Raw genomic sequence first — 21,405 nt, 5'->3', positions numbered from 1 at the left:
GGGGCTTACCCCTCGGGCGGGACATCCCCGCCCGGGCGGTCCGGGGCCGAGCGGCCATGCTGGGTCTTGTCCCAGTAGAAGGGATTGCGCAGCGTTTCCCAAAGCGCCTTGTAGATCGCCAATGTCCCCAGCGGGAAATAGGCGAAAAGCGTCGGCACCCAGGCAAAAAGCGCGCGGTGCGGGCTGCGTGCCAGCGCGGCCAAGCCGATCACGATCGACACCGCCTCTGCGCTGAGGAAGAGCGCCGTAAGACCCAGGATCAGCGGCCGTGACAGGTGGGGGTCCAGCGGGTGCGGCAGTCCCATCAGGATCAGCCAGAAGGACCACAGAACCGGCGCGAGCGCGAATTGCACCAGGGTCGTCAGGAAGAGCAGCTGAACCCCGGCAAAGCGTTTCGGTCCCAGGTCGCGCCACAACCGGCGCGGGTCGCGGCTATGGACCCACCAGGTGATCCCGTATCCCTTGAGCCAGCGCGAGCGTTGCTTGATCCACGGCCAGAACCGGTTGTTGGCCTCTTCGCGGGTGACGCTGGACATCAGCTCTGTCCGAAATCCGTGCCGGGCGAGGCGCACGCCCAGATCGGCATCCTCGGTCACGTTGTGGGCGTCCCAGCCGCAGACCTTTTCCAGAACCTCGCGGCGGAAAAAGACTGTTGTCCCACCCAGTGGCACGACAAAACCCAGCCGGGACAGGCCCGGGAGCAGGATGCGGAACCAGCTGGCGTATTCGATGGTGAAACAGCGCGACAGCCAGTTGGCGCGCGGGTTGTAGTAGTCGAGGATCCCTTGCAGGCAGCCGACCTCACGCGGGGCGCGGTCGAAATGGCCGACGACGCGGGTGATCTGGTCGGGAGCGGGGGCGTCCTCGGCATCGTAGATGCCCACGATCTGCCCGCGGGTAAACCGATAGGCATAGTTCAGCGCCCGGGGCTTGGTTGTGATCCGGCCCGGCGGCACGGTGATCGTGCGCATCCAGGGCGGCAGGCGCGTGCGTGCCAATGTCTCGCGGGTCAGCTGATCCTCGGCCTCAAGCACCAGCACGACATCCAGCAACGCCTTGGGATAGGTGAGCCGCGACAGGCGTTTGACCAGTGTCTGGGCGATGTCCTCTTCGCGAAAGAGCGGCACCAGGATCGAGACCAGCGGCGGATCGGCGGGCAGGGTGGCGTGCACCGGCGGAGCGCTCCGGGGCAGGGCGGCGAGCGCCGCCAGTTTCATCAGTTGCGCCAGCACGAGGGACCCCAGCGCCAGCGTCAGCGCGGCCCCGAACAGCAGCCGGGGGGCCAGCACAAGCAACAGCAGACAGACCAGGCCGGCGCCAATGGCCAGCATCCGCGTGCGCGGCGTCATCCGGTTCAGATCGCGGCAGCTGTCTTCGTCAGGCACCCATGTCTCGGCGGCCTCGGCCAGTTGTGCGCCAGCCCGGGCAGAGATCTCGGCATGAATGTCGGCCTCCAGCGCCAGCGCCATGACCACGGGGCCGATGTCGGGTGGCAAGAGCGGCAGCAACTCGGGGAAATCATCTGGCCGTGACGTGGCCAAGAGCAGCGTATCGCCCACCCGCATCCAGGGCAGGACCCCGTGTTCGAGGCAGAACTCTGGCGGCAGGTGGCCGAGCACGGCAGGGTCGGGCGGGCTGTCGCGGCGGCGCAGGACAAGGGCGCCGAAATGCTGGGCCTGCGCCTCAAGCACGTCCTCGCGTGAGGCGATGGCTTCGGCCACCACGACCTGCGGCGCCGATTGTCCGATGCGGCTGGCCTCGGCCATCGCGCGCAGCATGTCGGTCGGTGCAACGCGACCGTCCTCCATCAGGATATGGCTGATGGGCTGGCCACGTCGGCCCTTTGCCTGGGCCAGCTTGGCCTCGGCCAGATGGAGGCGGTGCTCTGACATGCCTCGTCCCGGTAAACTCGGTTACCGGAACCTTCACATGGCTTTGGTAAACGAAAGCTTAACCAAACAAGGCAGTCTGGCGGCAAATGGCCGCCAAACGGTTAACACAGCGCTGTTTTTTTCGAAAAACGCGCGCTCAGGCCGCCTCCATCGAGGCGGCGAAGCGCTCAAACAGGTAGAAACTGTCCTGCGGGCCGGGGCTGGCCTCGGGGTGGTGCTGCACGCTGAACACCGGGCGGTCGGCCAGGCGAATGCCGCAGTTGGACCCGTCGAAGAGCGAGATATGCGTTTCCAGAACGCCTTGCGGCAGCGTCTGGCTGTCGACGGCGAACCCGTGGTTCATCGAGGTGATCTCGACCTTGCCCGTGTCCATGTCCTTGACAGGATGGTTCGCGCCGTGGTGGCCGTGGTTCATCTTGATCGTCTTGGCGCCCACAGCCAGAGCCAGCATCTGGTGGCCGAGGCAGATGCCGAAGACCGGCAGTTTCGTGTCGGACAGCAGGCGCTGGATCATCGGCACGGCGTAGGCGCCGGTGGCGGCAGGGTCGCCGGGACCGTTCGACAGGAAAACACCGTCGGGTTCATGCGCCATGACATCGTCGAAAGTGGCGGTGGCGGGCAGCACCGTGACCTCGCAGCCGGCCGAGGCGAGGCAGCGCAGGATGTTGCGCTTGGCGCCATAGTCGATGGCGACGACCTTGTGCCGGGCCTGTTCCTGCCGTTGGTAGCCGTCCGGCCAGGCCCACCGCATTTCGTCCCAGCGATAGCTTTGCGCACAGGTGACATCCAGCGCCAGGTCCAGCCCTTCGAGACCCGGAAAGCCGCGCGCGGCGGCGACCAGTGCTTCGGTGTCGAAATTGCCGTCGGGATCATGGGCCAGCGCGACATGGGGCGCGCCTTGCTGGCGGATGGCACGGGTCAGCCGGCGGGTGTCGACGCCGCCGATGGCGATGCGCCCGCGCGCCGCCAGCCAGTCGCCCAGTTCCTGTGCCGCGCGCCAGTTCGAGCTTTGCGTCGGCATCCATTTCACCACCATGCCCGCCGCCACCGGGTCGCCGGTCTCGTCATCGTCCGGGTTCACGCCGACATTGCCGATATGCGGAAAGGTGAAGGTGACGATCTGGCCGGCGTAGGACGGATCGGTCATGATCTCCTGGTAGCCGGACATGGCGGTGTTGAAACAGAGTTCCGCCGTCGTCTGGCCGGTTGCGCCGAAGCCGGTGCCATAGAAAAGCGTCCCGTCGGCAAGGGCAAGGCAGGCGGTCGGGCGTGCGTGGGCAGCAGGCATGGCAGATCTCCGGATGGCGGCAAATTGGCCGGAACCTAAGGCCGGGCGGGGCGCTGGTCAAGTGCTTGATGGAAAACAAAAATCATTGGTTATCAGGGGGTTGGCGCGAAAATGCTGCGCTTGCAACAGGGGGCATCCTGAAGTAGGGTCACAATTTCATGAACCCAAAGGGGATAAGGTCATGGAATTGCGTGCAAAGGTGAACGCGGCGGTCAAGCAAGCGATGAGAGACAAGGCGCAGGACCGCCTGTCGACGTTGCGCCTGATCAATGCCGCCATCAAGGATCGCGACATCGCCGTCCGCGGGGAAGGCAATGAAACCGGGGTCGATGACACCGAGGTGCTGGCCATTCTTGGCAAGATGGTCAAGCAGCGCCGCGAAAGCGCCAAGAGCTATGAAGAGGCGGGCCGGCTGGACCTGGCCGAACGCGAAACCGCCGAGATCGAGGTGATCGAGGAATTCCTGCCGCGCGCGTTGAACGACAAGGAAGTCGCCAAGGCGATCGATGCGGCAATGGCAGAGGTCGGCGCGGAATCGATCCGCGACATGGGGCGCGTCATGGGGGTGCTCAAGTCGAAATACACCGGCCAGATGGATTTCGGATCGGTCGGACCCCGGGTGAAGGACCGGCTGTCGGCCTGACCGGCTCGGGTCTTGCGGGACCACCGACAAGGGCCGCCTTTCGGGGCGGCCTTTTGCTTTGCGGTGGTCAGGCGGTGGCCTCGGCCGGGTCGTCGCCGACATCCGGCATGGGGAAGCCATCGGCGATCAGCGCCAGTTCTGACGGGTCGTCGATCCGGAACCGTTCCACGAAGCGTGTCTTGAAGCTGACCCGCCCGCGCCGCGCGCCGAAGTTCTCTCCGTGGTTCAGGACGTAAAGGACCGCCGGCTGCGACAGCGGCGCCAGCGTCCTCCCCGCCAGCGCGGCGAGGTAGGGGAACATGCGGTGTTCGTGCTGGGTCATCGCCTGCAGGAAGGCGGTGCTTTGCGGCAGGTCCGGATCATGGGCCAGCGCCGCGCAAGAGCCGCAGAGCTTCCAGAAGGGTTTGCGCAGAGGCTCACGCAGGGTGGGGCGGTCCGCAAGGGCGATCATCCCGGTCGCATCGTCCATGACAAAGCCGGACTGCACCAGGTAGCCGCCCGGCGCCTGGCGGCGCAGCATCTCGCGCACGCTGCCCTGGCGCAGCAGGTCATCGGCGTCGAAACTCATGACATAGCTGGGCGGCAGGTCCATCTCGTCGAGATGCGCGGTCAGCGCCGCCAGCTTCAGCCACTTGTCATTCCCGGGCTCGGGCGCCGAGAAGGGCAGGAAGCTGATGCGAGGGTCGTCGGGCAGCGGCGGGCGTTCCTGGCAGCAGATCACCGCTTGCCAGTGGGGATCGTCCTGCGCCAGAAAACAGTCCAGCGTCGCCGAGAGCCTGTCGGCCACGGCCTCCCAGTCGCCCACGTGGTCCGGCCCCACAAGTGGGATCAGGAAAACCACCCGCTTGCGCAGCGGCGGCACCCGGGCGGCCAGCGCGTCGCGCAGGCGCAGGGCGGCGGCCTCGCTGGGGGCCGGTGTCAGCCGGTCGATCCAGCCTTCGCGGTTCAGGGCCACTGAAAGCCGCATCGCGGCGCGGTGCCATTTCGGGGTTGCGGGGACCTGTGCCATGCTGTCGCCCTTCAGGGATGGGCCGCGCGGCGCACCGCGTCGGTCAGGTCGTTGAACAGGGCGCGGCGCTCGTCTTCGCTCAGGAAGGCGCCGATCTCGACCTCGCGGCCATCGCCCTTGAGCGTGACGTAATAGGGCACCGGTCCGCCGGACTCGTGGCAGGCGACCTTGACCCAGTAGGTGTTGCTTTCCCAGTCTTGGGTGTCGCCCTTGGGGTTGGTCCGGGTCAGATGCGTGACCTCGGGTGTGACGGTCAGGACCTCCAGGATGCGGCGGTCACGCCGGTTGCGCCGCAACGCGTAATAAAGCGCCGCCGTCGCTGCCAGCATGAAGGGCAGGAGGCCCCATAGCACAGCCGTCCCGATCACGCTGTAAAGCGGCACCGAGGCAAAGAGGAAGAAGCCCAGGATCATGGCTGCGAAACCCTCGGCCGACAGGGAATTGTGCGGCCAGAGCTGCAGGACCTGGGAGGCTTCGCGGGGGGGCGTTGTCCAGTGGTAAGGCATTGGTCCGTCGGAAAGGTTCCCGGTCTCACCCCGGGCGGAAGTCATCATGCGGGATATACAGCAGAATTGTTGTGGGTCAAAGTCCGGCGTCCCGGCAAGATGATAAGTTGCGTTTCAGATCTCAGGAGGATGTGACCATGAGCAGCGGATTGCAGAGAGGTGACGGGGGACGGAAGGCGCGCGGCTTGGCCGCGGCGGCTTTGGTGCTGATCCTGTCAGCCACTGCCGGGATGGCCGATGTCTTCGACGCGCGGCGCGCGATAGACACCCAGATCTCGCGCGCCCATGCGGAAGGATGGGTTGTCCCGTCGGTACGGGATCTCGACCGGTATCATGGCGAGGACCTGATGGAACTGCAGCGGATCCTGGAGGCGGCGGGCGCGGACGACTGCCGCAAGGCGGTGCTGACGGCGCTGTATCTGGATGCGCATCTGCCGCCGGACATCCAAGCGTTGTTCGACGATTACGCCATGTCGCTCCTGGGCATCTGGAAGATGCCGGATGAATGGGACCTGATCCTCTTGCTGGCCTCGGGCTGGGGAAAGGTGGTGCTGGACGGGGCCAACACCGGGCGCAAGGTCGTGTTGACCCCTGACGCGATCCTGGAAGCGAACCGGCAGCGCGTGGCGCAGAACCGGGCGCGCTGGGTGCAGGAGATCGTGCAGCACGCGCTGCTGAACGGCTGGGACGAGGCGATCGTGCAGCGGTCGCAGGACCTGTTGCGTGACAAGGCAGAGCGCAACGTGGCAGAGATCGAGGCCGAGATGGCCCTGGCGGCGGAGGCGATGCGCGATGCGATGGCCGCGCGGGACGCGGCCCATGCCGAGGCGGACCGGCGCTTTCGCCAGGCTTACGAGGATATCTTTGGCCCATCTGACGTGTCGGGCGCGGTGCCCGAACGCGACGTCGGCAACGACGATCGGCTGCGCATCATCGAAAACGTCCGCGACGACGCCAAGGCCGTTGCGGATCGTGCCTTTGACGCGGCGCTTTCAAAGATCGAGGCCCGGCGGAACCACGAGTTGGGTATCGACCTTCTGGACGTGGCGCAGGCCCGGCTGCAGAGCATGGCGCTGTCGCATTACGTTCTGCCGGTCGTCACGGGTCGCTGCGCCGAGGTTTCCCAGCGCATGCCGTTGAAGGACCCACCAAAGCAGCCGGTGCCCGCCGACCCCAAGCCGGGCGCGCGCACCGTCGCGCCCACGGTCGGGCACTGGGCTCTGGTCGGAACGGCCGCCAAGGTTACGCTGCCGCACTTCTCGCAGTGCTATGACGAGGCCGGTACGATCGACGACGGCGTGGCCGAGTGGACGGTGTCCAAGCCGCGATGCGGCGATCCCTCGGGGTCGTTTTCCGTATCCTATTCCTGGGCGAGCCCCCCGGAGTTTTTCGAGCCGGGACAGAGGTACGAGGTGAGCGCTACTTTGAAGGGGGCGTTCGAGGCCGATTGGGGCGATGCCAGCCTCGACTATACCTTGGCCGTCTCGCATTCAGATGCTTGCCAGAGCCCGGACAACGAAGAGTTGTCGTTGGTGCGCACGGCGCAAGGTGGGCCCGTTTCGGTTTCGGCAAGAGGCGGTCACGTCACACAGGGGGCGGGTGTCCTCATCGGGCCTGACAGCGGCTTTGGCTACGGGGGACCCGACACAGCCAGCCGGTTCGAGGTCCGGGTCTGTGCCAATTCGGTCGGAAGCTTCCGCTACATCTACGAATGGCGCGACGGGGACTGACCCGCGCGAAACGACCGTGGACATGAAAAAGGCCCCGGATCGCTCCGGGGCCTTTCGCGTTTCAGGTGAGGGCGTCCCTTAGTGGGCGTGGCCCTTGTCCCAGTCTTCCTGCTTCGGCAGCTGCTCGAAGGTGTGCTCCGGCGGCGGCGAGGGCAGGGTCCATTCCAGCGTGTCCGCGTATTCGTTCCAGGGGTTTGCCTGGTTGGCGCGGGCGCCGCGGGTCAGGGCATGGAACATGATCCCGAAGAACAGCAGGAACGATGCAAAGGAGAGCAGCGCGCCCCAGCTGGAGATGTAGTTCCAGGTGGCAAAAGCCTCGGGGTAGTCGATGTAGCGGCGCGGCATGCCCTGACGACCCAGGAAGTGCTGCGGGAAGAAGGTCAGGTTCGCACCGATGAACATCGTCCAGAAGTGGATCTTGCCCCAGAACTCGGAATACATCCGGCCGGTCATCTTGGGGAAGTAGAAGTAGACCCCCGCGAAGATGGCAAAGACGGCACCAAGGCTCATCACGTAGTGGAAGTGCGCCACGACGTAGTAGGTGTCATGATAGGCACGGTCGACGCCCGCCTGGCTCAGCACCACGCCGGTCACGCCGCCGACGGTGAAGAGGAACAGGAAGCCGAAGGCCCAGAGCATCGGGGTTTTCATCTCGATCGAGCCGCCCCACATGGTGGCGATCCAACTGAACACCTTCACACCCGTTGGCACCGCGATGACCATCGTCGCCAGCATGAAGTAGCTCTGCTGGGTCAGCGACATGCCGACGGTGTACATGTGGTGCGCCCAGACGACGAACCCCAGCGCGCCGATCGCGATGATCGCCCAGACCATCGGCAGGTAGCCGAAGATCGGCTTGCGCGAGAAGGTCGCGACGACGTGGCTGATGATGCCAAAGCCGGGCACGATCACGATGTAGACCTCGGGGTGGCCGAAGAACCACAGGATGTGCTGGTACAGCACCGGGTCACCGCCACCGGCGGGGTCAAAGAAGGTCGTGCCGAAGTTCCGGTCGGTCAGCAGCATGGTGATCGCGCCGGCCAGAACGGGCAGGCTCAGCAGGATCAGCCAGGATGTGACGAAGATCGCCCAAGAGAACAGCGGCACCTTGAACAGGGTCATGCCCGGGGTGCGCATGTTCAGGAAGGTGGTGATCATGTTGATCGCGCCCAGGATCGACGAGGCGCCCGAGACGTGGACAGCGAAGATCGCCAGGTCCATCGACATGCCGGATTCGTTGACCGAAAGCGGCGGATACAGGACCCACCCCACACCCGAGCCGAGCTGGCCGTTGCCACCCGGTGCGAAGACCGAGCAGACCGCCAGGGTGGACCCCGCGACATACAGCCAGAAGGACAGGTTGTTCATCCGCGGGAACGCCATGTCCGGCGCGCCGATCTGCAGCGGCATGAAGTAGTTGCCGAACCCGCCGAACAGCGCCGGAATGACCACGAAGAACATCATCAGGATGCCGTGGCCGGTGATCAGCACGTTCCAGAGGTGCCCGTTGGGCGTGCAGTTCTCGACCGCGGCCGGGAGAAAGCGCATGCCCTCCATGCACATGTATTGCACGCCCGGAGACATAAGCTCCATGCGCATGTAAACGGTGAAAACGACCGAAATGAGCCCGACGAACGCCGAGACGACAAGGTACAGAATCCCGATGTCCTTGTGGTTCGTCGACATGAACCAGCGGGTAAAGAACCCGCGGTTGTCTTCGTGCTCGTGGCCGTGAATGGCTGCATCTGCCATTGTTTGCCTCCTGCTGATCCCTGGGCGTCGCTCTTGGGAAGGGAATCCACCCGAGAGCGACGTTCATTTCACGTTTTAGAATGTGACCAATAGGGCGGCAATGGCCGGATTTGACGCAGATCAAATCTTTTTGTCGCACCTTGGTCGCCTGTCGCGGGGGACAGGTCCGGCGGGGGAATAGGGCAGGGAGTGCAGCTGTTGCTTACGATCTTGACGCAGCCGGTCCTTGTCCGAAGTCTCGAACGCCGGTCGGGCAGGGCGCAGACGACGGCGTCAACCGTCCGGTCAGGGTCTGGGGCGAAAGCGTGACAAGATACCCGTGCCGATGCGCCTTGGTCTCCTCCGGCCGGACCACCTGCACCGCGACCAGCCCCTCACAGCGTCCGCCACATCCTTTGCCGCAACCTGCGGTGAGAGGGTCAGGTATCCCTTACGGTCAGGGTTTCCCGACTTTGGTCCGCCGGGCCCGTCGGCCTAATGTCCGGTCATCGAGAACACGAACATCCCGAGGGGAGGGATCACGATGGCCTACTACGACAGCAGCTTTGCCGCCAACCGCACCACCCTGCGCCAGCGTCTTGCGCGCCTGTTCGAGACTCCCTTCGACCGCCGTTACCGCCAGCGCACCGCCCGGGTCGAGGCCCTGCGTGCGCTGTCGGATGCCGAACTGTCCCGGCAGGGCATCGCCCGCGAGGACATCCTCTTTCACGTCTTTTCGGGCAAGGCCTGACCCGGTGACGTGACGCCGCGCGACGCGGTGACAAGGTTTCACTGACCAAATCCTTTTCCGGGCTTTCCGCCCATCCATTCTTTTCATGATTTTCTAAGGGGGCGTTGTGAGTGCGCCCCCTTTTTTCATCCCTGCCTTGCGGTCGCGGGGGCAGGGTCCGGTATTCCGGACGGTCCGGCATTCCCGACTTATGGGGCAGGCCGCCCCTCTCTAGATTGAACCCATCTGCCGCACACCGCATCACCCAGACGGGGGACCTCAAGATGGCCTATTTCGACAACAGCTTCGTTTCCAGCCGTGCCACCCTGCGCCAGCGCCTGTCGCGCGCCTTCGAGACGCCCTTTGACCGCCGCTACCGCCAGCGCACCGCCCGCATCGACGAGTTGCGCGCGCTTTCGGATGCGGAACTGGCCCAGCAGGGCATCGCCCGCGAGGACATCCTCTTTCACGTCTTTTCGGGCAAGCTCTGAGACAGCCGGTCCGGGCCTGCTGCCACTCCGGCCCGGACCGAGGAACGATTTGCAAGCACCAGGACATTTAAGACATTGGCGGGGGAAATTTGATCTGCCCCCGGGGGCGAGGACAGCAGTCCTTGCCCCTTTTCGTTTGCGATGCATGGCTGCTGTGGCAGCACGTTCCTGCCATTGCATCCGGGGTGCGCGGGGCCTACCTTCGATCCACCGGCAGAAGGAGAGATATGCGCAGAGGTTCAGTCTGAACCGCATTACGCGGCTTTGCCCGGCACCAGATCGTGCCGGACCTTTTTCCATATCCAAAATTCTGTGGAGTTCTCATGAAGAACGATCCCCTGGTGATCCGGCCTTTCGACAAGGCCACGGACATCGCCCCCCTGTCGGCCGTCTGGTTCGACGCCTCCCTTGCAGCGCATCCCTTTCTTGGCAGGGCGCGCCTTCTCGAACAGCGCAAGCTGATCGAGGACCTCTATCTGCCTTCATCCGAAACATGGGTCGCCTGCCGGCATGATACGCCGGTCGGGTTCATCAGCCTGTTGGACGGCTTTATCGGCGGGCTGTTTGTCAGCCCCGGCTGCCAGGGGCAGGGTATCGGGCGACGGTTGGTCGACCGGGCGTTGACGCTCAAGGGCACCCTGTCGCTGGATGTCTATACGCGCAACGAACAGGCCTGTGCCTTTTACACGGCGCTGGGGTTCCGGGAACTGTCCCGGCGGCCGACCGACGACAACGGACTGCCTTTCGAACTCGCGCACATGCAGTTGGTGTCGTAAAGGACCGGCCGGGTGGCGCATCGCTGCCCGGCCGAACCTGCCGGATCAGGCCGGATCTGCGGCGGGCTGCGCCATGACCGCGTCGAACTGCGCCCTGAGCGCCACGTCAAGGTCGTCCATCGTCACCGGCAGGCCCAGGTCCACCAGGCTGGTCACGCCGAAATCGTTGATGCCGCAGGGCACGATGCCGTCGAAATGCTCCAGCTCCGGTTCCACGTTGATCGAGATGCCGTGAAAGCTGACCCAGCGGCGGAGGCGGATGCCGATGGCGGCAATCTTGTCCTCGGCCATGCGCCCGTCCGCCAGCGGGGGTTTCTCGGGGCGTTCGATCCAGACACCGACGCGGCCTTCGCGGATGTGGCCGACAAGGTTGAATTCCGCCAGCGTCGCGATCACCCAGGCCTCGAGGTCCTGCACGAACCGGCGGATGTCGCGCCCGCGCTTGTTGAGGTCCAGCATGACATAGACCACCCGCTGACCGGGGCCGTGATAGGTATACTGCCCGCCACGCTTGGAGGTGTAGACCGGAAAGCGGTCGGGGTCCTTCAGGTCCTCGATCCGGGCCGAGGTCCCGGCGGTATAGAGCGGCGGGTGCTCAAGCAGCCAGATGCATTCGTCTGCCCGCCCTTCGGCGATGGCGCTGGCGCGGTCCTCCATGAAGGAAAGCGCCTCTTCGTAGGGCACCAGCCCCTCGCTGATCTTCCATTCCATGCCTGTCACCGGGGCAAGACCCCCGCCTCCTTGATTCTGGGCAGCCATGCCCGGCTGACCGGTGTCTCGACCCCGCCTGTCATGCTTAGGATCGCCCGGTCTCCTTTGCGGCGCGCGGCGGTCAGCCGGTCCAGGGACCACCCAGTGAAACCTGTGGACCTCTGCGCCCGTGGTGCCGCCCTCCTCGCGTATCGCATCCGAAAGCCGCATCGCCTGCAAGCCTGATCCGCGCGTCCTGCGGATCAGCACATAATGGTCCTCGAAGGAAAGCGCCACCAGCGCGCCGCGCGGAGGCGCTTTGCCGTCCGAGGGCCGGACCGCACGCCCAGCGGCCGAGATGCGCATGCTCTGCTGGGATGCCCACGGCGTGGCCAGGCCTTTCACGCTGTACCCGGTGCGGGTGATGACCCGCGGCCCGTTTCATGATGCGCCTGAGGCGCGGCTCAAGCGGTTTGGTCTGGGTGGTGGGGTGTTGATCCGGGCGTCCGTGCGACACAGGCGCGCTTGCCTGATGCGACACATCAGGAGTTTCGGAGCGGAACAGGTTTTTGTCGTTTTTCCTCTTCACATCGTCCCCGGCCTTCGCTAGAGAGCCTCCCACCAAGTCAGGACAGTGCGGTCGTGGCGGAATTGGTAGACGCGCAGCGTTGAGGTCGCTGTGGGGTAACTCCCGTGGAAGTTCGAGTCTTCTCGACCGCACCATTTTCTTCACCATAGAAACCATGAGCGTAAGCCATATCAAGGGCTTGCACGTGGGCCTGTGTCGCGACCTGTGCCGCAAATCATTTGGCGCAAGGGTCGGAAGATGACGCTTCCAAAGATCGACGGGGCCAAGGTTCGAAGTGGCCGCGACCGCTCCAACTCGAGATTCCCGGCTGACGCCTTCGCCGCATATCCAGTCAAGACACACCGGCGGGGCAGCCTGCATCTGGCGCGCGCGTGTCAGCGACAACAGGGGGCTGAGACTGCCTGAGCACCCGGGCCTCGACGCATATGACCGCCGGTCCGCAGATCGTGACGGGCAGGCAGGCCCGTTCCCGACAAACCGCTGGGCGGTCAGATCCGTGCCAGCACCTCTTGCAACAGGCGTTCGGCGGCGCGCGAAAGCTTGCGGCTGCCGTCTCGCAGGACGAAGTAGGGCGGCACGACGATCGAGCGGCGCAGTTGCAGCGCGGTCAGGTTGGCGCCGATGTCGGAACGCACCAGCAGTTCCTTGACCTCGTTCGACTGCGGCACGATGGCCTGAACGCGCGCCACCTGCGCCAGCGCCACCAACAGGGACGAACTGTTGAGCACCCTGGGCGGGATCGGAACCCCGGCAGTGTGAAAGGCGGCCTCGACAGACTCTCGGATCGGCATGCCGCGTTCCTGCATCACCCAAGGGTAGCCGGTCAGCTCTGACACTTCGACGTCCTGGCGGGACGCCAGCGGATGCTTGTCATGCACCAGCAGGGCCACGACCTCGGTCCGGGCCGGGTGGACGTGGAACAAACGGCTGTCGTGGCCCGGCGGAATGCGTCCCAGCACAAAGTCATACCGTCCTTCCTCCAGGTCACGGATCAGCACGCGCGAGGGCGCCACGTCGACGCTGATTTCCAGGTCGGGACTGTCCTGCTGCACCGCCTGCACGGCGGGCATCAGGACACCCACCGCCGGGCCGGTGACGGAGCCCACCCGCACCTCGCCCAGGTCGCCGGACTGGATATGGCGCAACTCGTCCTCCAGCGTGCGTACCTCGGCCAGGATCACCCGCGCGTGGCGGACAAAGACCTCTCCGGCCTGCGACATGACCATGCCCTTGGGGTGGCGGACGAAGAGGGGGCTGCCGATGTTGGTCTCGATCTCGGCCAGGATGCGCGAGGCGGCGGGCTGCGAGATCGCGACCGCCTGCGCGGCCAGTTGCAGCTGCTGCGTCTCGGCGATCTTCAGCACCAGGTCCAGGTGCGCGGGTTTGATCCGGCGGGCGATGTCCATCGCGCAGCTCCATATCGTTTTTGATATGGAGGTCATCATAATCGGAATTTTACAGGTATACAGCCCCGTCTTACGGTCGCGTCCGGATCCACTGGGTCCGAAACACAGATCAGGCGTCGCCGCAGGAGGGCGGGCGCCGACCTTGGGAGGCTACCAATGAACATGAAACTTCTGCTCGCTTCGGCGGCAGTGGCGCTGTCCAGCTATGGCGCCGTGGCCGAAACCGTTGGCATCGCTATGCCGACGAAGTCCTCGTCGCGCTGGATCTCTGACGGCGAGTCGATGGTCGAACAATTCAAGGCCGCAGGCTATGAAACCATCCTGCAATACGCCGAGGACGACATTCCCAACCAGCTGGCGCAGATCGAGAACATGATCACCAATGGCGTCGACGTGCTGGTGATCGCCGCCATCGACGGCACCACCCTGTCGAGCGCGCTGGAAAACGCCTATTACGCGGATATCCAGGTGATCGCATATGACCGCCTGATCCGCGACAGCGAATACGTCAGCTATTACGCGACCTTCGACAACTTCAAGGTCGGCGTGCAGCAGGCCACCAGCCTTGTGGACGGCCTCAAGGAGCGCTTTGGCGACGGCCCCTACAATGTCGAATTGTTCGGCGGCTCGCCGGACGACAACAACGCCTATTTCTTCTACGATGGCGCGATGTCGGTCCTGCAGCCGCTGATCGACGACGGCACCATCAACATCCTGTCCGGCCAGATGGGCATGGACACGGTCGGCACCCTGCGCTGGGACGGCGCGGTGGCGCAGGCGCGCATGGATAACCTGCTGTCGGCGCATTACACCGACGAACGCGTGCACGGCGTCCTGTCGCCCTACGATGGCCTGTCCATCGGCATCATCTCCTCGCTCAAGGGCGTGGGCTATGGCTCGGGCGATCTGAAAATGCCGATTGTCACCGGTCAGGACGCCGAGATCCGCTCGGTCAAGTCGATGCTGGCGGGCGAGCAGTATTCGACCGTCTTCAAGGACACCCGCGAACTGGCGCGCGTGACCGTCGGCATGGTCGAGGCCCTGCTGAAAGGCGGCGAGCCCGAGATCAACGACACCACCACCTATGACAACGGCGTCAAGGTCGTGCCCTCCTACCTGCTGGAACCGGTCTCGGTCGACCTGTCCAACTGGGAAGATGTGATCATCGGCTCCGGCTACTACACGATGGACCAGGTCCAGTAACCGGTTACTCCCGGGGTTCGTCCGGCGTCACGGCGGCGGGCGGACCTTGGCAATCACCAGAAAATTGGGGAGTGGGGATGACGGCGCTTCTGGAAATGCGCGGGATCACCAAGGAGTTTCCTGGGGTCAAGGCGCTGGACACGGTCAACCTGACGGTGAAGGACGGCGAGATTCACGCCCTTGTCGGTGAAAACGGCGCGGGCAAGTCGACCCTGATGAAAGTCCTGTCCGGGGTCTACCCGGCGGGCAGCTACGACGGCGAAATCCATTACGACGGCGCCTTGGCGGAGTTCGGCGACATTTCCGACTCCGAGGCCAAGGGTGTCATCATCATCCACCAGGAACTGGCGCTTGTGCCGCTCTTGTCGATTGCCGAGAACCTGTTCCTGGGCAACGAGCGGGCGCGCGGCGGCATCATCAACTGGCGCGAGACCAACAAGCGCACCGAGGCCTTGTTGCAAAAGGTTGGCCTGAAGGAACCACCCAGCACGCTTGTCGACAAGCTGGGCGTGGGCAAGCAACAGCTGGTCGAGATCGCCAAGGCGCTGTCCAAGGAAGTGCGGCTTCTGATCCTCGACGAGCCGACGGCGGCGCTGTCGGAATCCGACAGCCAGGCCTTGCTGGACCTGATGCTGGAACTCAAACAGCAGGGTGTCACCCAGATCATCATCAGCCACAAGCTGAACGAGGTGCGCCGGGTCGCGGACTCGGTGACGGTGATCCGGGACGGCTCCACCGTGTCCACGATGGACGCGAAGACCCAGGACATCACCGAGGACAACATCGTGCGCGACATGGTGGGCCGCGACATGGCGCATCGGTACCCGGCGCGCGAACGCCGCGCGGGCGAGGTGCTGATGGAGGTCAAGGACTGGAATGTCTGGCACCCGCTGCACACCGATCGGCAGGTGATCGAGGACGTCAACATGGCCGTCCGCGCCGGCGAGGTCGTGGGTATCGCCGGATTGATGGGGGCCGGACGGACGGAACTGGCCATGAGCATCTTTGGCCGGTCCTACGGGCGCAATATTTCGGGCAGCGTCGAAGTTGGCGGCAAGCCGGTGGACGTCAGCACCGTCAGCAAGGCGATCGAGGCCGGGCTGGCCTATGTCACCGAGGACCGCAAGTCGCTGGGCCTGATCCTTGAGGAAACCATCCAGCGCAACATCACGATGGCGAACCTCGAAGAGGTGGCGCGCGGTCAGGTGTTGAACGAAAGCGCCGAGACCCGCGTGGCCGAGGAGTATCGCAAGGCGCTGAACATCCGCACGCCGGGCGTGTTCCAGCGCGTGATGAACCTCTCGGGCGGCAACCAGCAAAAGGTTGTCCTGTCGAAATGGCTCTTTGCCAAGCCCGAGGTGCTGATCCTGGACGAGCCCACGCGCGGCATCGACGTCGGCGCCAAGTTCGAGATCTACGGGATCATCAACGACCTGTCGAAACAGGGCAAGGGCGTGATCATGATCTCCTCCGAGATGCCCGAACTCCTGGGCATGTGTGACCGCATCTACGTAATGAACGAAGGCGCATTCGTCGGCGAACTGAGCGCCGAAGACGCCAGCCAGGAGCGCATCATGTCGCTCATCGTGACCGAATAAGGGAGCCTCTTGATGGACATTGCAGAGCACGGGGCCGAGGCGCCCGAAAAGCAGGGGATCGGCGAATACCTCGTCCGCCACCTGCGCGAATACGGGCTGCTGTTCGCGCTGATCGCGATCATGGCCTTCTTCCAGATCGTCACCGAGGGCACGCTTCTGAAGCCGGTGAACGTCACCAACCTGCTGTTGCAGAACAGCTATATCGTCATCATGGCGCTGGGGATGCTGATTGTCATCGTCTCGGGCAACATCGACCTTTCGGTGGGGTCGGTCATGGGGTTCGTCGGCGCACTGGCCGCCGTCATGATCGTGGAATGGGAACTGTCGACGGCGGTCACCATGGTCACCTGCCTTGTCGCGGGCGGCCTGATCGGCGCCGCGCAGGGCTATTGGATCGCCTACTGGAAGATCCCGTCGTTCATCGTCACGCTGGCGGGGATGCTGGTGTTCCGGGGCGCTTCGCTCTGGCTGCTCGAAGGCCAGTCGCTGGGTCCGTTCCCGCGTGAATTCCAGATGCTGGCCAACGGGTTCGTGCCGGACATCTTTCCCTCGGGCGTGAGTCAGACCGTTGCCGACCTGCTGGGTCAGAAACGTGTCAACGTGCTGGCGCTGGGCACCGGCCTTGTTGCCGCCGGGCTGATCGTCTGGATGGAGCTGAAGGCACGCGCCCAGAACAAGGCCTATGGCATGGCGGGCGAACCGCAGGCCTTCTTCATCGCGCGCATCGGCATTGTCGCGATTGCGCTGATCTTCATCCTGTTCAAGCTGTCGACCTTCCGCGGTCTGCCCAACGTTCTGATCACGATGGGTGTGCTGACCATCATCTATGCCTTCTTCACAGGGCGCACGGTGACGGGCCGGCGCATCTATGCGCTGGGCGGCAACGAAAAGGCGGCGAAACTCTCGGGCATCAAGACCGAGCGCCTGACCTTCCTTGCTTTCGTCAACATGGGCGTCCTGGCCGGGATCGCGGGCATGGTCTTTGCCGCACGCCTGAACTCGGCCACGCCAAAGGCGGGTTTCGCGCTGGAGCTTGACGTGATTGCCGCCGTCTTCATTGGCGGGGCCTCGATGTCGGGTGGCGTCGGCAAGATCGTGGGGGCCGTTGTCGGCGCCTTTCTGATGGGTGTGCTGAACAACGGCATGTCGATCATGGGCATCGGCATCGACTATCAGCAGATGATCAAGGGCCTGGTGCTGCTCGCTGCCGTGATCTTCGACGTCTACAACAAATCGAAACAAGGGTGACGATGCGTGGCGAAAGTACCCCGGCGCTAACCCCGGGGCACTTTCGCAGGCATCTCCCTGAAGAGAGGAGGCAAGCAGATGGCGTTCAAACCGGCAGAATGGCCCCGCAAGCTGCGCAGCCAGGAATGGTACGGCGGCAGCACCAAGGACGTGATTTATCATCGCGGCTGGCTCAAGAACCAGGGCTACCCCGAGGATCTGTTCGACGGGCGCCCGATCATCGGCATCCTGAACACCTGGTCGGAACTGACTCCCTGCAACGGCCACCTGCGCGAACTGGCGGAAAAGGTGAAGGCAGGCATCTGGGAGGCCGGCGGTTTTCCGGCCGAGGTGCCGGTCTTCAGCGCCTCGGAAAACACTTTTCGCCCCACGGCGATGATGTTCCGCAACCTCGCCGCGCTGTCGATCGAGGAACAGATCCGCGGCCAGCCGATGGACGGCTGCGTGCTGATGGTCGGCTGTGACAAGACCACGCCCTCGCTGCTGATGGCTGCCGCCTCCTGCGATCTGCCGTCTATCGTCGTGACCGGCGGGCCGATGCTGAACGGCTGGTTCCAGGGCGAACGCGTCGGCGCGGGCACCCACCTCTGGCGCTTTTCCGAGGCGGTGAAGGCCGGCGAGATGACGCAGCAGGAATTTCTCGATGCCGAGGCGGCGGTCACCCGCTCCTCGGGCACCTGCAACACGATGGGCACCGCCTCCAGCATGGCCTCGATGTGCGAGGCGCTGGGCATGGCGTTGTCCGGAAACGCGGCAATCCCGGCGGTGGACAGCCGCCGCCGCGTCATGGCGCAGCTGACGGGCCGCCGCATCGTGCAGATGGTCAAGGACGATCTGAAACCCTCGGATATCCTGACCCGAGAGGCCTTTGAAAACGCGATCCGCACCAATGGCGCCGTGGGCGGCTCGACCAACACGGTGGTGCACCTCCTGGCCATCGCGGGCCGTGTCGGCGTGGACATCACGCTGGACGACTGGGACCGCTGCGGCCGGGACGTGGCGACGATCCTCAACCTCCAGCCCTCGGGCGACTACCTGATGGAGGAGTTCTTTTACGCCGGTGGCCTGCCGGTCGTGCTGAAACGGTTGGGCGAGGGCGGCAAGCTGCACAAGGAGGCCCTGACCGTTTCGGGGAGCACGATCTGGGACGAGGTCAAGGAGGCGAAGAACTGGAACGAGGACGTGATCCTGCCGGTCGACAAACCGCTGACCGACCAGGGCGGGATCGCCGTGCTCAAGGGCAACCTCGCCCCCAAGGGCGCGGTGCTTAAACCCTCCGCCGCGTCGAAACACCTGATGCAGCACCGGGGCAGGGCGGTCGTCTTCGAGGATATCGACGACTACAAGGCCAAGATCAATGACGACGACCTGGACATCGACGAGACCTGCATCATGGTGCTCAAGAACTGCGGGCCAAAGGGCTATCCCGGCATGTCCGAGGTCGGCAACATGGGCCTGCCGCCCAAGGTGCTGAAAAAAGGCATCAAGGACATGATCCGCATTTCGGATGCGCGCATGTCCGGCACCGCCTACGGCACCGTGATCCTGCACACCTCGCCCGAAGCCGCAGCAGGCGGCCCGCTGGCCGTGGTGAAAAACGGCGACATGATCGAGGTCGACGTGCCCGCGCGGCGCGTGCACCTTGATATCTCCGACGCGGAACTGCAGGCCCGCCTTGCGGACTGGAAACCCACGCATGAGCGCCCGGAGAGTGGTTATGCCTGGCTGCACCAGCAGCATGTTCAGGGCGCCGACACCGGCGCCGACCTGGATTTTCTCAAGGGCTGCCGTGGCGCCCCGGTCGGAAGGGACTCGCATTGATGGAAATCGCACTTGTTGGAATCGGCAAGATCGCGCTGGATCAGCACGTTCCGGCCATCGCCGCCTCGCCGGACTGGGATCTTGCCGCCACCGTCTCGCGCAAGGGCAGCGTCGAGGGGGTCGAAAGCTTCACCGATTTCGCCGAACTGCTGGAGCGGCGCAGTGACATTCGCGTGGTCTCGCTTTGCCTGCCGCCGGTGCCACGGTTCGACTATGCCGCCGCCGCCATCGCGGCCGGTCGGCACGTCATGCTGGAAAAACCACCCGGCGCCTCATTGTCGGAATGTCACCGGCTGATCGACATGGCGCGCGCGCAACGGGTCTCGCTTTATGCCACATGGCACTCGCGCGAGGCACCGATGGTGGGCGCGGCCAAGGCCTGGCTGGCGGACAAGACCCTGCGCCGACTGCAGATCACCTGGAAAGAGGACGTGCGCCGCTGGCACCCGGGCCAGGACTGGATCTGGGAACCGGGCGGCTTGGGGGTCTTCGATCCGGGCATCAATGCGCTGTCGATCCTGACGGAAATCCTGCCTGACGCGATCCACCTGACCGAGGCCACGCTGGAAGTGCCCGAGAACAAGCAGGGCCCCATCGGTGCCGCGCTGCGCTTTGCCCACCCGGCAGGGGCCAAGGTCGGGGCGGTCTTTGACTGGCGCCAGGACGGCGACCAGATCTGGACCATCGAGGCCGAGACGGACGCGGGCATGCTGGCCCTGCATGACGGCGGCGCGCGCATGGTCATCGACGGTGTCGAGCAAAGCGCAGACGGCCCGGCGCTGGCGGGCGAATACCCGCGCCTTTACGCCCGCATGGCCGAGCTGGTCGCCACGGGGGGCAGCGACGTGGATCTCTCGCCCATGCGCCATGTGGCCGACGCCTTCCTGCTGGGCCGCCGCGTGAGTGTCGCCCCGTTCCACGAATAAAGGCGCGCAGGCGCCGAAGAGTTTGAAAGGACCCGCCATGAAAACGCCGCTGACCGGCATTCTCCCCGTTGCGCCCACGCCCTTCCACGACGATGGCCGTGTCGACGAAGAGGGGATGCGCCGCGTACTGGACTGCATTATCGACCAGGGGGGCGATGCGATCTGTATCCTCGCCAACTATTCCGAACAGTTCGTCCTGTCGGATGAGGAACGTGCCACGCTGATGCGGATCAGCCTGGAACATGTTGCGGGCCGGGTGCCGGTGATCGTGACGATCAGCCATTTCAGCACTGAAATCGTGGTCGCGCGGGCGAAGGCCGCGCAGGCGCTGGGCGCCTCGATGGTCATGATGATGCCACCCTATCACGGTGTCGGGCTGGTTCCCTCCGAGGCCGGGATCTATGAGCAGTTCCGCGCGGTGTCCGACGCGATCTCGATCCCGATCATGGTGCAGGACGCGCCGCTCTCGGGGTGCCAGATGTCGGTGCCTTTGTTGACACGCATGGCGCGCGAGCTGGAAAACGTCAGCTATTTCAAGATGGAAATGCCCTTTGCCGCCGACAAGCTGGCAGCGTTGATCGAGGCCGGGGGCAAGGACATCGTCGGGCCCTTCGATGGTGAGGAGGCGGTGACGCTCTTGGCGGATCTTGATGCGGGCTGTACCGGCACCATGACCTCGGGCCTGCAGTGCGAGCATATCGGCGTCATCATCCGCAGCTATCTTGCGGACGACACCGACGCGGCGCTGGCGCAATGGACCAAGTGCCTGCCGCTCATCAACCATGAAAACCGCCAGTGCGGGCTGCGTGCCTGCAAGGTGGTCATGAAAGAAGGCGGCGTGATTGGATCCGATCACGTCCGCCATCCGTTGAAACCCATGACCCCGCGCACGCGGGAGCGTCTGCTGCAACTGGCGGGCGACCTGGACCTCATCGCCCTGAAATGGGGCAAGTAAGGAGTTCTCGACATGCTGGACAAAAGCACATTCACCCCTCACGGGCGTCACCTGATTGCGGGCGAGTGGGTCTCTGGAGAGACGACCTTCCGCTCTGAGCCGGCGCATGGCCCGGTGCATGATTATTCGGTGGGCACGCCGGCGCTGGTCGACCGGGCCTGCGAGGCCGCCGA

Annotated in this window: 18 protein-coding genes, 1 tRNA gene and 1 pseudogene; 13 read left to right on the top strand and 7 right to left on the bottom strand. The window is 64.7% G+C overall.

Annotated elements, in window-relative coordinates; genetic code table 11:
* Positions 1-5 precede the first annotated feature (5 nt).
* Together KZZ07_RS24310 and carA are read right to left on the bottom strand one after the other, a co-directional pair.
* Positions 6-1,892: a glycosyltransferase family 2 protein gene (locus KZZ07_RS24310; RefSeq protein WP_255564571.1), complete on the bottom strand. Its 1,887-nt coding sequence runs from the start codon at positions 1,890-1,892 to the stop codon at positions 6-8.
* 136 nt (positions 1,893-2,028) lie between these two features.
* A complete protein-coding gene (gene carA, locus KZZ07_RS24305) occupies positions 2,029-3,180 on the bottom strand; it encodes a glutamine-hydrolyzing carbamoyl-phosphate synthase small subunit (RefSeq protein ID WP_219518643.1) in 1,152 nt (383 codons plus the stop codon).
* A gap of 181 nt (positions 3,181-3,361) precedes the next feature.
* On the opposite strand from carA, the gene KZZ07_RS24300 reads away from it, so the two are divergent.
* Complete coding sequence (locus tag KZZ07_RS24300) at positions 3,362-3,823, top strand: GatB/YqeY domain-containing protein (RefSeq protein WP_219518641.1); 462 nt, start codon at positions 3,362-3,364, stop codon at positions 3,821-3,823.
* 67 nt (positions 3,824-3,890) lie between these two features.
* On the opposite strand, the gene KZZ07_RS24295 is transcribed toward KZZ07_RS24300, so the two are convergent.
* Together KZZ07_RS24295 and KZZ07_RS24290 are read right to left on the bottom strand one after the other, a co-directional pair.
* A complete protein-coding gene (locus KZZ07_RS24295; RefSeq protein ID WP_219518637.1) occupies positions 3,891-4,832 on the bottom strand; it encodes a hypothetical protein in 942 nt (313 codons plus the stop codon).
* A gap of 11 nt (positions 4,833-4,843) precedes the next feature.
* Positions 4,844-5,338: a DUF2244 domain-containing protein gene (locus tag KZZ07_RS24290; protein ID WP_219518635.1), complete on the bottom strand. Its 495-nt coding sequence runs from the start codon at positions 5,336-5,338 to the stop codon at positions 4,844-4,846.
* A gap of 137 nt (positions 5,339-5,475) precedes the next feature.
* On the opposite strand from KZZ07_RS24290, the gene KZZ07_RS24285 reads away from it, so the two are divergent.
* Positions 5,476-7,068 (top strand): hypothetical protein, encoded by a 1,593-nt coding sequence (locus KZZ07_RS24285; protein WP_219518632.1) that lies wholly within the window; start codon positions 5,476-5,478, stop codon positions 7,066-7,068.
* A 78-nt stretch (positions 7,069-7,146) separates the two neighbouring features.
* On the opposite strand, the gene ctaD is transcribed toward KZZ07_RS24285, so the two are convergent.
* On the bottom strand, positions 7,147-8,820 hold the full coding sequence (gene ctaD, locus KZZ07_RS24280; protein ID WP_219518629.1) for a cytochrome c oxidase subunit I: 1,674 nt from the start codon (positions 8,818-8,820) through the stop codon (positions 7,147-7,149).
* Between the two features lie 523 nt (positions 8,821-9,343).
* Here ctaD and KZZ07_RS24275 point away from each other — a divergent pair.
* From KZZ07_RS24275 to KZZ07_RS24265, 3 genes are all read left to right on the top strand, one after another.
* A complete protein-coding gene (locus KZZ07_RS24275; protein WP_219518626.1) occupies positions 9,344-9,550 on the top strand; it encodes a hypothetical protein in 207 nt (68 codons plus the stop codon).
* A 263-nt stretch (positions 9,551-9,813) separates the two neighbouring features.
* Positions 9,814-10,020, top strand: a complete 207-nt coding sequence (locus KZZ07_RS24270) for a hypothetical protein (protein WP_219518624.1) — start codon at positions 9,814-9,816, stop codon at positions 10,018-10,020.
* Between the two features lie 323 nt (positions 10,021-10,343).
* Positions 10,344-10,796, top strand: a complete 453-nt coding sequence (locus KZZ07_RS24265) for a GNAT family N-acetyltransferase (protein ID WP_219518621.1) — start codon at positions 10,344-10,346, stop codon at positions 10,794-10,796.
* A 45-nt stretch (positions 10,797-10,841) separates the two neighbouring features.
* Here the strand turns inward: KZZ07_RS24265 and lipB are convergent, their stop codons facing one another.
* Positions 10,842-11,507: a lipoyl(octanoyl) transferase LipB gene (gene lipB, locus KZZ07_RS24260; protein ID WP_219518620.1), complete on the bottom strand. Its 666-nt coding sequence runs from the start codon at positions 11,505-11,507 to the stop codon at positions 10,842-10,844.
* A 615-nt stretch (positions 11,508-12,122) separates the two neighbouring features.
* Between lipB and KZZ07_RS24255 the strand changes: the two genes are divergently transcribed.
* Positions 12,123-12,209: transfer RNA gene (locus KZZ07_RS24255), tRNA-Leu, on the top strand.
* A gap of 354 nt (positions 12,210-12,563) precedes the next feature.
* Here KZZ07_RS24255 and KZZ07_RS24250 read toward each other — a convergent pair.
* On the bottom strand, positions 12,564-13,481 hold the full coding sequence (locus tag KZZ07_RS24250; protein ID WP_219518617.1) for a LysR family transcriptional regulator: 918 nt from the start codon (positions 13,479-13,481) through the stop codon (positions 12,564-12,566).
* Positions 13,482-13,637: 156 nt separating this feature from the next.
* On the opposite strand from KZZ07_RS24250, the gene chvE reads away from it, so the two are divergent.
* The 7 genes and pseudogenes from chvE to KZZ07_RS27890 all read left to right on the top strand — a co-directional run.
* Complete coding sequence (gene chvE / locus KZZ07_RS24245; RefSeq protein WP_305067274.1) at positions 13,638-14,684, top strand: multiple monosaccharide ABC transporter substrate-binding protein; 1,047 nt, start codon at positions 13,638-13,640, stop codon at positions 14,682-14,684.
* A gap of 77 nt (positions 14,685-14,761) precedes the next feature.
* Entirely contained in the window at positions 14,762-16,282 is a 1,521-nt protein-coding gene (gene mmsA / locus KZZ07_RS24240; protein ID WP_219518615.1) for a multiple monosaccharide ABC transporter ATP-binding protein, read from the top strand.
* 12 nt (positions 16,283-16,294) lie between these two features.
* Positions 16,295-17,530: a multiple monosaccharide ABC transporter permease gene (gene mmsB / locus KZZ07_RS24235; RefSeq protein ID WP_219518611.1), complete on the top strand. Its 1,236-nt coding sequence runs from the start codon at positions 16,295-16,297 to the stop codon at positions 17,528-17,530.
* A gap of 78 nt (positions 17,531-17,608) precedes the next feature.
* Complete coding sequence (araD, locus tag KZZ07_RS24230; protein ID WP_219518609.1) at positions 17,609-19,351, top strand: L-arabinonate dehydratase; 1,743 nt, start codon at positions 17,609-17,611, stop codon at positions 19,349-19,351.
* Positions 19,351-20,277 (top strand): Gfo/Idh/MocA family protein, encoded by a 927-nt coding sequence (locus KZZ07_RS24225; RefSeq protein ID WP_219518605.1) that lies wholly within the window; start codon positions 19,351-19,353, stop codon positions 20,275-20,277. The genes araD and KZZ07_RS24225 overlap by 1 nt, the downstream gene beginning before the upstream one ends.
* Before the next feature lie 37 nt (positions 20,278-20,314).
* Positions 20,315-21,232, top strand: coding sequence for a dihydrodipicolinate synthase family protein (locus KZZ07_RS24220; RefSeq protein ID WP_219518602.1), 918 nt, complete (start codon positions 20,315-20,317; stop codon positions 21,230-21,232).
* Between the two features lie 12 nt (positions 21,233-21,244).
* A pseudogene (locus KZZ07_RS27890) lies at positions 21,245-21,405 on the top strand (aldehyde dehydrogenase (NADP(+))); the annotation flags it as partial.

The organism is Mameliella sp. CS4, from assembly GCF_019392335.1.
GTDB lineage: Bacteria > Pseudomonadota > Alphaproteobacteria > Rhodobacterales > Rhodobacteraceae > Antarctobacter.
Note: the sequence above shows the minus strand (reverse complement) of the source record. Positions and strands in the feature narration are given on the sequence as shown.

Excerpts from the sequence above, each read along its gene's own strand:
- chvE (WP_305067274.1), top strand. The coding sequence starts at position 13,638 with ATGAACATGAAACTTCTGCTCGCTTCGGCGGCAGTGGCGCTGTCCAGC.
- KZZ07_RS24270 (WP_219518624.1), top strand. The coding sequence starts at position 9,814 with ATGGCCTATTTCGACAACAGCTTCGTTTCCAGCCGTGCCACCCTGCGC.
- KZZ07_RS24250 (WP_219518617.1), bottom strand. The coding sequence starts at position 13,481 with ATGGACATCGCCCGCCGGATCAAACCCGCGCACCTGGACCTGGTGCTG.
- KZZ07_RS24225 (WP_219518605.1), top strand. The coding sequence starts at position 19,351 with ATGGAAATCGCACTTGTTGGAATCGGCAAGATCGCGCTGGATCAGCAC.
- KZZ07_RS24290 (WP_219518635.1), bottom strand. The coding sequence starts at position 5,338 with ATGCCTTACCACTGGACAACGCCCCCCCGCGAAGCCTCCCAGGTCCTG.
- KZZ07_RS24285 (WP_219518632.1), top strand. The coding sequence starts at position 5,476 with ATGAGCAGCGGATTGCAGAGAGGTGACGGGGGACGGAAGGCGCGCGGC.
- KZZ07_RS24310 (WP_255564571.1), bottom strand. The coding sequence starts at position 1,892 with ATGTCAGAGCACCGCCTCCATCTGGCCGAGGCCAAGCTGGCCCAGGCA.
- lipB (WP_219518620.1), bottom strand. The coding sequence starts at position 11,507 with ATGGAATGGAAGATCAGCGAGGGGCTGGTGCCCTACGAAGAGGCGCTT.
- KZZ07_RS24275 (WP_219518626.1), top strand. The coding sequence starts at position 9,344 with ATGGCCTACTACGACAGCAGCTTTGCCGCCAACCGCACCACCCTGCGC.
- araD (WP_219518609.1), top strand. The coding sequence starts at position 17,609 with ATGGCGTTCAAACCGGCAGAATGGCCCCGCAAGCTGCGCAGCCAGGAA.
- mmsB (WP_219518611.1), top strand. The coding sequence starts at position 16,295 with ATGGACATTGCAGAGCACGGGGCCGAGGCGCCCGAAAAGCAGGGGATC.
- carA (WP_219518643.1), bottom strand. The coding sequence starts at position 3,180 with ATGCCTGCTGCCCACGCACGCCCGACCGCCTGCCTTGCCCTTGCCGAC.
- KZZ07_RS24295 (WP_219518637.1), bottom strand. The coding sequence starts at position 4,832 with ATGGCACAGGTCCCCGCAACCCCGAAATGGCACCGCGCCGCGATGCGG.
- ctaD (WP_219518629.1), bottom strand. The coding sequence starts at position 8,820 with ATGGCAGATGCAGCCATTCACGGCCACGAGCACGAAGACAACCGCGGG.
- KZZ07_RS24300 (WP_219518641.1), top strand. The coding sequence starts at position 3,362 with ATGGAATTGCGTGCAAAGGTGAACGCGGCGGTCAAGCAAGCGATGAGA.
- KZZ07_RS24265 (WP_219518621.1), top strand. The coding sequence starts at position 10,344 with ATGAAGAACGATCCCCTGGTGATCCGGCCTTTCGACAAGGCCACGGAC.
- KZZ07_RS24220 (WP_219518602.1), top strand. The coding sequence starts at position 20,315 with ATGAAAACGCCGCTGACCGGCATTCTCCCCGTTGCGCCCACGCCCTTC.
- mmsA (WP_219518615.1), top strand. The coding sequence starts at position 14,762 with ATGACGGCGCTTCTGGAAATGCGCGGGATCACCAAGGAGTTTCCTGGG.